Origin of the sequence: Pedobacter superstes (assembly GCF_037622515.1) — a bacterium.
Lineage (GTDB): Bacteria > Bacteroidota > Bacteroidia > Sphingobacteriales > Sphingobacteriaceae > Paradesertivirga > Paradesertivirga superstes.
The window spans coordinates 48801-62203 of the sequence record NZ_JBBJCN010000011.1 but is presented as its reverse complement, the minus strand read 5'-3'; the positions used below and the strand labels follow the sequence as shown (position 1 = coordinate 62203).

Sequence of the window (13403 nt, the reverse complement as noted above, 5' to 3'; positions counted from 1 at the left end):
TATTCCTCAATATGGGAACCCCCGAGATAATGCTGATAATGCTGGCAATCCTATTGCTTTTCGGCGGCAAAAAACTTCCGGAACTTGCGCGCGGGCTGGGAAAAGGCATTCGCGAATTTAAAGATGCTTCGGATGGGGTAAAAAGAGAGATCCATCGCAATATAAATTCCGTACATGATGACATGAATGCCGATATAAACAGCAGCACGTCAAGTACAGAAACACAAACAGATCAGACACAGTCAAAATTATAAACATGGTAAGTAGTATTTTTTTAATAGGCCTGGGTGCACCAGAAATTATTCTAATTGTTGTTGCGCTTCTTTTATTATTCGGCGGTAAAAAAATCCCGGAATTGATGCGCGGATTAGGCCGCGGAGTAAAAGAGTTTAAAGAAGGTAAAGATGGCGAGCCCACAGCTACTAAAGACGCTGACCGTCGCGATATTTAATCCCCATACACAGACATTCTAACCTCATTCTTAACATGAATGAGGTTTTTCATTTGAATATATTTTTTAGGTAGCTATAAAGCTTGCATGAGCATAGTCATTGCTGTTGGTGATCGGCCGGCCTGTTTTTCGGGCAGGCTCATGAGGGTTTCATTTTAAAAATTTCAATGTTTGAAGCAATATTGGTTTCGTTTCATAGAAATGCGTAATTTCACGGCATGTATCAGTACTCATCTCTAAGTTCTGTCCAATCAGAGATAAAAGAAGGTAAAATTCAATTAATCGAACTTGTTGAAGGTTATTTACAACGAATAGAGGAAAAAAAGCATCTGAATGCTTTTGTAGAAGTTTATGCCGATGAGGCCAGAACTCGGGCTGCCGATATTCAGAAAAAAATCATTAATGGAACAGCCGGAAAACTTGGGGGAATGGTTCTGGGCATCAAAGATTTAATTTGCTACAAAGACCATAATATTTCTGCCGGTTCTAAGATCTTAAAAAACTATAATTCCATTTTTTCGTCAACCGTTGTTGAACGCATTCTTGCTGAAGACGCCATAATTATAGGCCGTCAGAACTGCGATGAATTCGCGATGGGTGGATCTAATGAAAACTCATATTTCGGTCCGGTAAAAAATGATGCCGATAATACCAAGGTGCCCGGCGGTTCCTCGGGTGGTTCTGCAGTAGCGGTTCAGGCAGGCTTATGTATGGCGTCACTTGGTACAGATACCGGTGGCTCGGTCAGGCAACCTGCTGCTTTTTGCGGAGTAGTTGGCCTTAAACCAACTTACGGAAGAGTATCAAGACATGGAATCATTGCTTATGCCTCATCTTTTGACCAGGTAGGGCCCATTACCAATTCAGTAGAAGATGCAGCCCTGTTACTTGAAGTAATAGCCGGACATGATGAATACGACAGCACCTGTTCAACTCTCCCGGTTCCTGCTTATTCGCAACTATTAAATTCTCCCGGAAAAAAACGCATCGCCTACTTACCGGAAACTTTACATAGTGAAGGACTTGATCCGGAGATTAAAGCTATAACAGAAGCTACAATTAAGCGTCTCTTAGACGAAGGACACGAGGTTGAACCTATCTCCTTTCCATATCTTGACTATGTTGTTCCAACCTATTATATCCTCACAATGGCCGAATCTTCGTCGAACCTTGCACGGTATGATGGAGTTCACTATGGATATAGAAGTCCGAATGCTGTTGACTTAGAAAGCACCTATAAAAAATCCCGTTCCGAAGGATTTGGCGCGGAAGTTAAACGCCGTATTCTTTTAGGTACCTTTGTTTTAAGTGCCGGCCATTACGATGCGTTTTATGGCAAAGCGCAAAAAGTGAGACGGCTGATACGCGAGAAAACGGACGAAATTTTAGAAAATCACGATTTCATTTTGCTTCCCACCACACCTGGTCCGGCATTCGGGATTGGTGAAAAAACTGACGATCCGGTAGTGATGTACCTGGCAGATATTTTTACTGTTCAGGCTTCCCTGGCCGGCATTCCGGCTATCTCAATACCTGTTGGAAAAAACAAAGAAAACTTGCCATTAGGAATACAATTTATTGGAAAGCGCTTTGGGGAAGCGGATTTGTTATCCTTTTCAAAATACGTTTTGAACGTAACAAAAAAAGAGGTAGTTTAGTAAAAGGTACCTGCGTTAACGGCATTGGTGCCAAACTAGTAAAAATTGATGAAAAGAGCATTAACCTACACTTTGGTTTTGTTCAGCGGAGTGGGATTATTGGTATATTCGCTGGGAACCAAAGCATCTGAAAAAAAAATTACACTTAATCGATCGGCTTTTGTCGACCCTGCCTACCGCCTGACTCTAGAAAATTTACAAAAAACAGTACCTCTTACCTATAACGAATCGGTTCAAAAATACATAGAGGCTTTTGCCTCTCAAAAATCACGTTTTTCGCGGGTTCTTGGCCTTTCTAAATATTATTTTCCAATTTATGAGCGGGTATTTAAAGAAAAGGGGCTGCCTGATGAGCTTAAATACTTGTCCGTCGTAGAATCTTCATTAAATCCGAATGCCCAATCATGGGTTGGAGCAACCGGTCTTTGGCAATTTATTGAACCCGTTGGAAAAATATATGGGCTGGCCATCAACGATACTATAGATGAGCGTAAAGACCCGGTTTTAGCATCTGCTGCTGCTGCTGATTATCTTTTAAAATCCTATAAAATTTATAACGATTGGTTGTTAGCTATTGCTTCATACAATTGCGGTCATAACAGGATAAGATGGGCCAGAGAAGATGCCGGTGGTGGGGAACTTGATTATTGGACTATACGTAAATATCTTCCGGTGGAAACTCAAAACTATGTTCCTTCTTTTATCGCCACCGTTTATATCATGAATAATTATAAAAGACATGGTATTTACCCCCTGGAAACTAATCTGAATATTTTTACAAATACCTTAACGGTAAATAGAAAAGTATCCCTCTGGAGTATCTCTAAAGCAACAAACGTGGACATAGATATGCTTGCGCTTTTGAATCCCTCCTACAAAAATCTGACACTCAGCGGAACGGTTAAGAATCCTAAAAAACTGATCATTCCTGAAATCAAACCTTATATATATACTGCCTTACGGGAAGAAATGCTGAAGCCCGGACCTGCTATAGAAGGAGACCTGATGCTATCCTATTTAATTCCGGAAGCAGATAAAACTTCAAAACCCACCAACTATGTGCACAGAGACGTATCTTTTTCTTACCGGGTGCAGGAAGGTGATACCTTAAGCTCTATTGCAGAAAAATTTAATGGCACTGAAGAAGAAATCAAGATTATAAACAAACTAAAACATTCCTCCGTAAAACCGGGCATGATTTTAAAGATAATTCAAGGCTGATTATAAGTTAGCAGATCAATTTTATTATTTTTCCTATATCGTTGCCTCCCCAAAATAGAATTGTAATTTTACCTACCTCACCAAGCGGAGTATTTAATGAGTAAAATAAATCGTAAGCAGGATGCCCTTGACTACCATTCGCAAGGCCGGCCCGGAAAAATAGAAGTAGTTCCGACCAAACCTACTAACTCACAGCGAGATCTTACATTAGCTTACTCTCCGGGTGTTGCAGAACCGTGTTTGCGAATAGCCGATAATGTTGATGATGTGTATAAGTACACAGCAAAGGGCAACCTTGTGGCCGTAATCAGCAATGGCACAGCAGTCCTTGGTCTTGGCGACATTGGCCCGGAGGCGGGTAAGCCGGTTATGGAGGGTAAAGGTCTTCTATTCAAAATCTTCGCAGATATCGATGTTTTTGATCTTGAACTTAATACCAAGGATGTTGATGAATTTGTAAAAATAGTAAAAGCACTCGAACCCACTTTTGGTGGTATTAACCTGGAGGATATTAAGGCTCCTGAGTGTTTTGAGATTGAACGCCGCTTAAAAGCCGAAATGAATATCCCGGTGATGCATGACGATCAGCATGGCACTGCAATAATTTCTGCTGCCGCACTTCTTAATGCCTGCGAGATTCAGAAGAAAAAACTGGATAAAGTTAAAATAGTAATTAATGGCGCCGGTGCTGCTGCTATTTCTTGCTCCAGACTGTACGTTAGTCTGGGGGCTTTAAAAGAAAATATGGTGATGGTTGATCGCTCCGGAGTAATCCGTTCAGACCGCAAACACCTTGATCCGATAAAGGCGGAATTTGCTACTACCAGAGATATCCATACGCTTGCTGAAGCAATGAGAGATTCGGATGTCTTTATCGGACTGTCGACCTCCGATGTATTAAGTGCGGAAATGCTTAAAACTATGGCAAGAAATCCTATAGTTTTCGCTATGGCAAATCCAAATCCTGAAATTGCCTACGAGCTTGCTGTTTCTACCCGTAAAGATGTAATAATGGCAACGGGACGTTCCGATTATCCAAACCAGGTCAACAACGTTTTAGGCTTTCCTTACATTTTCCGTGGCGCTATGGATGTACGAGCTACAGGGATTAATGAGGAAATGAAAATAGCAGCTGTTAAGGCTATAGCGGAGCTGGCTAAAAAAACCGTACCGGAATCGGTCAACCTTGCTTACAATAATAAAAAAAATATAAGCTTTGGTAAGGATTATATAATTCCTAAACCGATGGATCCTAGGCTAATCACCTCTGTCTCCCTGGCGGTTGCAAAAGCTGCGATCGAATCAGGTGTGGCCAGGAAAACCATTTCTAACTGGGATGCCTACGCAGACGAATTAAATAGACGGCTTGGAACAGAGGACGCACTTTTACGCGGCCTAAGCAGTAAAGCGAAATCGGATCCAAAATGCATAGTTTTCGCTGAAGCGGACCACTATAAAATCTTAAAAGCAGCTCAAATTGTAAAGGATGAGGGCATTGCAAGGCCTATATTATTAGGCAATAAAGCACAAATCAAAGCGATTCTAAAAGAAACAGGTCTTGAATTAGACGGCGTAGAAATTATTAACCCTGCCGAAGAAAATTCAAAACTGGAGATGTATGCACAGTTTCTATATGAAAAGCGTCAGCGTAAAGGGGTAAACCTTTATGAGGCAAGAAAAATGCTTCGTGACAGAAATTATTATGGCGCTTGTATGGTAGAATTCGGAGAGGCGGACGCCTTAATTTCCGGGCTTACAAAAGACTACGGCGCTACAGTAAGGCCCGCACTTCAGGTAATAGGAACTGAGGAAGGTGTTAACCGGGTGGCAGGAATGTATATGATGCTCACTAAAAAGGGCCCGGTCTTTTTTGGAGATACCACCATCAATAAAGACCCATCTGTTGAAGAACTGGTGGATCTGACAATTTTATTGGATAAGTCGGTAAGGAAATTTAATATTACCCCCAGAATAGCAGTTCTCTCCTACTCCAACTTCGGGTCAAATGAAGACATTATCCCTGACAAAACACGGGAAGCGGTACGGATTCTGCATGAAAACTATCCGGATATCATAGTGGATGGAGAAATGCAGGCGAATTTTGCAATCAACAATTCACTGCTAAAAGATAATTTCCCATTTAGCAGGCTGGCAGATGCCCCTGCCAATACCCTGGTTTTTCCCAATTTAGAATCAGGAAACATCGCCTATAAACTATTACAGGAACTTGGAGAAGCTGAAGCTGTAGGGCCTATTTTGCTGGGCTTAAACAAACCCGTTCATGTATTACAAATGGGAAGCTCGGTACGCGAAATAGTGAATATGGTTACTATAGCAGTGGTTGACGCACAGTCGAAACAGGAGTTCAAGAATTCAAAAAAACGTAAAGGTATTTTTAGCCGGAGAAAAAAAATATAATGTACGCATACATCGATGGAAAATTAGTTTTTAAGTGTGCCACATATGTGGTATTAGATGCAAACGGCATTGGATATCATATTAACATCTCACTTAGTACTTATTCAAAACTTGCTAATCTGGAAAAATGCAAGCTCTTTACCTGGTTACATGTGAAGGAAGATGCTCATACTTTGTATGGCTTTGCAGAAGAAGGCGAAAGGCGCCTGTTTCTGCATTTGATTTCGGTTTCAGGCATTGGTCCAGGAACAGGCAGAATGATTTTATCATCTGTTACACCCGATGAAATTCAGACCGCTATTGTAAAAGGTGATGTATCGCAAATGCAGCGCATTAAAGGAATTGGTCCGAAGTCTGCGCAGCGCCTGATTCTGGAGCTTCAGGATAAGCTTAAAAAAGAAGGACTGGAAACCCTAACTTCTGCACCACAATATTATACTGCAAAAGATGAAGCCCTGTCAGCACTTGTGATGTTAGGCTTTGCAAAAAATGCGGCAGAAAAGAATATAGACCAGGCAATAAAAATGTCATCTGAAAGTTTATCAGTTGAACAGTTGATAAAGATTGCCTTGAAAACCTTATAATTACATATAAATTAACAGGCGTTGAAAAGATTATCTGCCTTTTCCTTTATCAGGACATACTGTTTTTTTCTAATTATTGTGTCGGGAGGAGTATTTGCTCAAAACAGCAATCCTGCTGATAGTCTGAAAGTCAAATACCCCTTTAAAGATTCAAGGATTTTAGATCTTAAGCCCAGACCGGGTTTGTATCTCCCAAATCCTTCTAATATAAAGCGCAGCGTTGACTTTGACCCCGTAACCAGGCGGTATATCATCCAGGAAAAAATCGGCGACAGACCTTACCGTGCTCCCCAATATTTAAGTATAGCTGAATACCAGAAATATGAAAACAACCAGGTAAAAAAGGATTACTGGCGGCAGCTGTCGGATGCTCCAATAAGTGAATCGCATAAACCCGGTTTTATTCCTTCTGTATCGGTAAATAATAAGTCCTTCGAACGAATATTCGGAGGCTCTGTTATTGACATCAGGCCACAGGGGAGCGCTGAATTAACCCTTGCTGGCAGACTCAATAAAAATGAAAATCCTCTTTTCAACGAACGGCAGAGGAAACAGGGAAACTTCGATTTTGACCAGAGAATTCAAATGAATGTTGTTGGTCAGATAGGAGAAAAACTCCGGATTACCACAAACTACAATACCGAAGCGCAATTTGATTTTGAAAATCAAATGAAGCTTGATTATACTGGAAAACCTGATGAAATCATACAAAAAATCGAAGCGGGCAATGTTAGTTTACCTTTAAATTCCAGCCTGATAACCGGTAGCCAGGCCCTGTTTGGCTTAAAAACTCAGCTTCAGTTTGGCAGGCTGAATGTGACCAGTATTTTCTCGCAGCAAAAATCACAACCGCGCGAAATAAACATCAGCAATGGTTCTCAACAAAATGAATTCAGAATTACTGCTGATAATTACGAGTCAAATAAACACTATTTTCTTTCCCAATATTTCAGGAACAATTACAATAAATCCTTACAAAACATTCCCATTATAACCTCTAATGCCACCATTACAAAAGTTGAAGTTTGGGTAACCAACCGCAGTAACAGCACGACAGATTCAAGGGATGTTCTGGCTTTTATGGATCTGGGTGAAAACAACCCTTATAATACAACTTTATTTCAGGGCGGAGGCTCACGTCTTCCCGCAGGTTTTCAGGGCCCGGGCTTTCCTCAACAGTCTAATAACCTGTTACAAAACATTCCGGCGGACGCCCGTTTAACAAATTCTAACACTATAAATTCCTATTTTCAGGGAACTGGTGGCACTGATAATTACTCTAAACTTACCTATGCCAGAAAGCTTACTGAAGAAAGAGAGTATAAGCTAAATGCCCGTCTGGGATATATTTCACTAAACTCGTCATTAAATGCCGACGAAGTATTGGCTGTAGCTTTTCGTTATAACGTAAATGGCGTGGAATATCAGGTTGGAGAATTTTCTACAGATGTTCCTGTTGACCCGAACAATCCGCAACTTTTGTTTGTAAAGCTGCTTAAAAATGAAATCCTGAAGACCAATCTTCCTACCTGGGATCTCATGATGAAAAACATTTATTCATTAGGAGCATACCAGATCAGCAGAAATGCGTTTAATCTGAATATTTTCAGACTTGATGAAGAGACAGGCGTTGAACGGCCCGTGATTACCGAAGGAGAAAATACCAGAGCTAAACTGTGGATCCAGGTAACCCGTCTGGATAGTCTCAATCAGGTTGGAGATGCCCGCGCCGATGGTTTTTTTGACTTCGTTGAAGGGGTAACAATTGATCCGCTTAACGGCCGTATAACCTTTCCTCTCGTTGAACCTTTTGGTTCTGATCTGGCAAAACGATTTAACCCTGTCACAGAACAAAACCTTATAGAAAAATATGTCTACCAACCTTTATACGATTCAACCAGGGTAATTGCCCAGCAACTATTTCCGAGGTTAAACAGGTATGTGTTCAAAGGTACTTATCAATCAGAAGTAAGCTCAGAATTTCAATTAAACGCCATAAATGTCCCGCCCGGATCTGTGCAGGTTACTGCCGGAACGCTTCCATTAGTTGAAGGCGCTGATTTTACGGTAGACTATAATAGCGGAAGAGTAAGGATCCTTAACCAGGCTCTCTTAAGCTCTGGCCAGCAAATAAAAATCAAAATGGAAAACAATGAGCTGTTTGGCTTACAGCAACGCTCATTATTTGGATCACGGTTCGATTATCGCGTAAGCAATAAACTAAATCTTGGGGGTACTATTATGAACCTTACCGAAAGACCGCTGACCCCTAAAATAAACATTGGAGAAGAAGCTATTTCCAATACCATTTGGGGTATGGATGCTAATTACAGTTCTGATTCCAGGTGGTTAACCAAGCTTATTGATAAACTCCCATTCCTTAGTACTAAGGAAGCATCATCAGTGACTTTTACCGGAGAGTTTGCGAAACTTATTCCCGGACATCCAAATGCTTTAAATTTTGCAGGAAGTAATAATGGCGCCAGTTACCTGGATGATTTCGAAGGCAGCCGATCCATTATTGATATCAAAAGCCCCACAGGCTGGCAAATTGCAGGCACGCCGCAATTATTCCCCGAATCACAGGATCTAAGCACAGCTTATGGTTTTAACAGGGCCCGATTAGCATTTTATAATATTGACCCCATATTTTTTAACCGTAATAACTCGCTCACACCAGACAATATCAAAAACAACAAGAATGAGCAATCGAATCATTTTGTAAGAGAGGTTATTGAACAGGAAGTTTTTCCATTTAAACAATCGACAACCGGACAACCTTTAACACTTCCAACCTTCGACCTCGCTTATTATCCGATGCTCCGCGGTCCGTATAACTACACTACCTCAGGAATCAACCCGAATGGAACCTTGAATAATCCCAGAAACCGCTGGGGAGGGATTTTCCGGAGACTGGAGAGTACCGATTTCGAAGCTCTTAACATTGAGTTTATTGAAATGTGGGTTATGGACCCCTTTATCTATAAACCCGGATCATTAGGAGGAGACTTGTATTTTAACCTTGGAAGTATTTCTGAAGACATTTTAAAAGACGGAAGAAAATCTTTGGAAAACGGCCTGCCTGGTGATGGCGATGCAGCTAAAACGGATCAGACCACATGGGGAAGAATTCCAAAATTACAGCCGGTTATTCAGGCTTTCGATAACGATCCATCGGCCAGAGAATTTCAGGATGTGGGCTTGGATGGATTGAGCAGCACAGATGAGCGTCAGTTTTTTTCACCTTTTCTAAACCAGTTAAATCCCCAGGCTGCTGCGCAGTTACAAAGTGATCCTTCTTCGGATGATTTTCAATATTATCGCGGTAGCGATCTGGATAATATTAATGCAGGAATCTTAAAAAGATACGAACGTTATAACGGAACCGAAGGCAACTCTAAAACCAATGCACAATCGCAATCTGAATTAGGCATAGATAACTCTGCTTCTACTTCTTTGCCCGATGGTGAAGATATCAACCGCGACAATAACTCATCTTTAGCCGATGAATATTTCCAGTATAAAGTTTCCATTCGCCCTCAAGATATGCTTGTCGGCCAAAACTATATCACAGATAAGGTAACGTCCACAGTAAAACTACCGAACGGTTTAAGTCAGCAGGTATCCTGGTACCAGTTTAAAATTCCTATTGCCCAATACCAGCAAAAAGTTGGCAATATTCAGGATTTTAAATCCATACGTTTCGCCAGAATGTTTATGACAGATTTCGCGGATACAACCATTTTGAGAATGGCAAAACTGCAATTAGTACGCGGAGAATGGCGCAGGTATAATTCTGAAAACACACCTACAAAAGTAATAGCCGATCCGGCTTTAGGCACAAATCCGGGATTAGATAATTCAACGCTTGATGTAAGCACGGTTAATATCGAAGAAAATGGCCGACGCACTCCTATCCCCTATGTTGTTCCGCCAGGGATAGAGCGTGAGCGCGACTTCAGCAACTTTAGAGGCGACACAAGGCAGAATGAACAGTCGCTTGCTCTGAATGTAAAAACATTGCGTGATGGCTATGGAAGAGCTTCCTTTCGCACCACTTATAACGATTTCCGTTCTTACAGAAGAATCGAAATGTTTGTCCATGCGGAAGGTGAGCAGTTAAATGACAATGATGTAAGCGCATTCCTGCGTATAGGAACTGACAACCAGGATAATTATTATGAATACCAAATTCCTTTAAAAGTGACAGTACCTGGTTCCAGAGATGCTAACGCCATCTGGCCTGAGGTTAATAAACTGGATATTGAGCTGAAATTATTCCAGGCAGCAAAAGCTGCAAGAAACACCGCAATTGAACGAGGGATTCATCCTGGCACAAATATTCCTTTTATATTCAGAGATGGGAAAAACACCATCACTATTGTTGGACAACCCGATTTGAGTAAAGTCAGAATTTACATGGTAGGAGTTCTAAATCCATTAAGGAGCTCCTCGAGTCCGGGTGTTGACGATGGTCTGGACAAAAATGCGCAGGTTTGGTTTAATGAATTACGTTTGACAGACTTCGACGAACGCGGTGGCTGGGCAGCTACTGCCAGAATGAATACAAAACTTGCAGACTTTGGCGATGTTACTATTTCCGGCAGTTCAAGTACCGTGGGTTTTGGCTCAATCGATAAAAAAGTAAGCGAACGTAACAGGAACGAGGACATGTTCTTCGACTTATCAACAAGTTTGGAGCTTGGTAAATTTTTTCCTTCCCGCACCGGAATTAAAGTTCCGATGTTCTTTAACTTCTCAAGACAGCTAAGCACACCACAGTTTGATCCAAGATCCCAGGATATTGAATTAAACACTGCTCTTGAGGGATTATCCAGGAATGAAAAAAGAGAAATAAATAGTGTTGTAAATGATTTTACTAAGCGCCGGAGTATTAATTTCACCAACGTCAGAAAAATCAAAACCGATCCGAATAGTAAATCGAGGCTTTGGGACATCGAAAACCTGAGTGCCAATTATGCTTACACAGAATATAATCATCGAGATTTCATTACTGAAGTGGCATTGCAAAAAACATATCGGGGCGGGTTAGCATATAATTTTGCAGGGCAGCCAAAAAGCTATGCTCCCTTCGAGAAAATTATTAAATCAAACATGTTAACTCTGCTTAGGGATTTTAATTTTTCCCTGCTACCCTCAATGTTAAATTTCCGGATAGATGTGGACAGATTATATTCGGAAAATACATTACGAAATAACGATCCGAATAACTTTATTCCCGTTACTACTAATTTTAATAAAAACTTCCAAATGTCGAGACTTTACGGCATAAGCTGGGATCTCTCAAAATCATTAAAATTAGATTTCAATGCAACCAATTATTCTGTAATTGACGAGCCTGAAGGCAGGATAGACGGCTTAAAACGTGATACTGTATGGAACAATCTTAAAAAGCTTGGCAGAAACACAGATTATAATCATACCCTTAATCTTAATTATACAGTTCCTATTAATAAAATACCGGGACTAAGCTGGACCAATCTGGTTGCACGCTATGGAACGAATTTTAACTGGAGGACCGAACCATTATCAACACTAAGAAACCCCAAAATTGATCTTGGTAATACCATACAGAATGCCCGGACCATTCAACTTAACCCATCATTGAACTTTATTTCATTATACAACAAATTTGGTTTTGTACGTAAAGCCAATGACCCCAACAATAAAAACGCAGGCAGATATTTGGTGGGTATTTTAACCAGTCTCAAGAATGTAACCGGAGCCTATACCAAAACCGAGGGAACATTTTTACCGGGCTATCTGCCCAACACCAAAGTTTTAGGTTACGATTTAGATGCCAATGCGCCAGGCTGGGATTTTATTTTTGGAGGCCAGCAGGATATAAGAGGAAGAGCAATTACAAATGGCTGGATAACCCGTGACAGTTTAATGAATCAGTTGTATATAACCACTCAAAAAGAGGATCTGAATATCAGAGGAACAATCGAGCCGATAGCAGATTTACGAATTGAATTAACCGCATCGAAAAGTCAAAGCTTTAATTATTCAACTAATTTCCGCTTTAGTCCGACAAACAACAGTTTCGAAAATCAAAGTCCGATTACTACAGGCGATTTCAGTATTTCTCACATATTATTTCGGACAGCTTTTGCCAAAGATGATAAAAACAGCGGATCGAGATTGTTCAGACAGTTTGAAGCGAACCGGGAGGTTATTTCAAGAAAACTGGGCGCTTTGAATCCTAATTCTACAGGCCTGAACGGAGCCTATGCAGATGGCTATGGCAAAAACTCACAGGATGTTGTCATCGCAGCTTTCATGGCTGCATATAGCGGCAAAAATCCTGACAAAGTCCGCCTAAGCGGATTTCCGAAAATCCCTATACCTAACTGGCGCCTTACCTATAATGGGCTAACCAAATACGACTTCTTTAATAATCTTTTTGCTTCATTTGATGTAAACCATACTTACAGATCCAGCTATAATATCAATAGTTTCAATTCGCTTGCCAGATATCAGGAATTGAATGGATTTTCAAACCTTAAAGATGTAAACAACAATTTCCTGCCTGCATACCAGTTTTCACAAATAACGCTTGCAGAACAATTTCTTCCTTTGCTTGGAGTAGATTTCAGACTAAAAAACAACCTGACCGCGAATTTTGAATACAGGAAATCCAGGCTCTTAAGTCTTAGTCTTGCTAACAGTCAGCTTGCACAGCAGCGAGATAATGGGATTACGTTCGGTCTGGGCTTCCGTACCACCAAATTCCGTTTTCCACTCGGATTATTCAGTGGCAGGAAACTTAATAATGATATGAATTTTAAAATGGATTTCGCCTTAAACGATCGCAAGACTGTAATTTACAGGGCAGATGTTGAAGACCCTGAAATATCGTCAGGAGCAAAAAATATTACCGTTCGTCCTTCAATAGATTACGTGTTAAATCAGCGTTTTAACCTGAGAATATTTTACGATGGAAATGTCACGAAACCCTATACCTCGCAAACCTTTAATACATCCTTTAGTAATTTTGGCATGAGTTTAAGGTTTACTTTGCAATAGCCGTTATAAACTTTGCTTATA

At 40.7% G+C, this 13403-nt stretch carries 7 protein-coding genes; all 7 read left to right on the top strand.

Translation table 11 applies throughout. The features are described from left to right. Positions 1-11 precede the first annotated feature (11 nt). Positions 12-254: a twin-arginine translocase TatA/TatE family subunit gene (gene tatA / locus WG906_RS18770; RefSeq protein ID WP_339994428.1), complete on the top strand. Its 243-nt coding sequence runs from the start codon at positions 12-14 to the stop codon at positions 252-254. Positions 255-256: 2 nt separating this feature from the next. After that, entirely contained in the window at positions 257-451 is a 195-nt protein-coding gene (gene tatA, locus WG906_RS18765; protein WP_339994427.1) for a twin-arginine translocase TatA/TatE family subunit, read from the top strand. Between the two features lie 218 nt (positions 452-669). Beyond that, positions 670-2109: an Asp-tRNA(Asn)/Glu-tRNA(Gln) amidotransferase subunit GatA gene (gatA, locus tag WG906_RS18760; RefSeq protein ID WP_339994426.1), complete on the top strand. Its 1440-nt coding sequence runs from the start codon at positions 670-672 to the stop codon at positions 2107-2109. Between the two features lie 48 nt (positions 2110-2157). Continuing rightward, the gene (locus tag WG906_RS18755; protein ID WP_339994425.1) at positions 2158-3330 is read left to right on the top strand and encodes a lytic transglycosylase domain-containing protein; all 1173 of its coding nucleotides are present in this window, start codon (positions 2158-2160) and stop codon (positions 3328-3330) included. Between the two features lie 96 nt (positions 3331-3426). Continuing rightward, positions 3427-5748 (top strand): NADP-dependent malic enzyme, encoded by a 2322-nt coding sequence (locus tag WG906_RS18750; RefSeq protein WP_339994424.1) that lies wholly within the window; start codon positions 3427-3429, stop codon positions 5746-5748. Beyond that, positions 5748-6332: a Holliday junction branch migration protein RuvA gene (gene ruvA, locus WG906_RS18745; protein ID WP_339994423.1), complete on the top strand. Its 585-nt coding sequence runs from the start codon at positions 5748-5750 to the stop codon at positions 6330-6332. Before WG906_RS18750 ends, ruvA begins: the two co-directional genes overlap by 1 nt. A 21-nt stretch (positions 6333-6353) precedes the next feature. Further along, positions 6354-13382, top strand: coding sequence for a T9SS outer membrane translocon Sov/SprA (gene sov / locus WG906_RS18740; protein ID WP_339994422.1), 7029 nt, complete (start codon positions 6354-6356; stop codon positions 13380-13382). The last annotated feature ends 21 nt before the right edge of the window (positions 13383-13403 follow it).

Coding starts and splice junctions, on each gene's coding strand:
- gatA (WP_339994426.1), top strand. CDS start 670: ATGTATCAGTACTCATCTCTAAGTTCTGTCCAATCAGAGATAAAAGAA.
- ruvA (WP_339994423.1), top strand. CDS start 5,748: ATGTACGCATACATCGATGGAAAATTAGTTTTTAAGTGTGCCACATAT.
- WG906_RS18755 (WP_339994425.1), top strand. CDS start 2,158: ATGAAAAGAGCATTAACCTACACTTTGGTTTTGTTCAGCGGAGTGGGA.
- WG906_RS18750 (WP_339994424.1), top strand. CDS start 3,427: ATGAGTAAAATAAATCGTAAGCAGGATGCCCTTGACTACCATTCGCAA.
- tatA (WP_339994428.1), top strand. CDS start 12: ATGGGAACCCCCGAGATAATGCTGATAATGCTGGCAATCCTATTGCTT.
- tatA (WP_339994427.1), top strand. CDS start 257: ATGGTAAGTAGTATTTTTTTAATAGGCCTGGGTGCACCAGAAATTATT.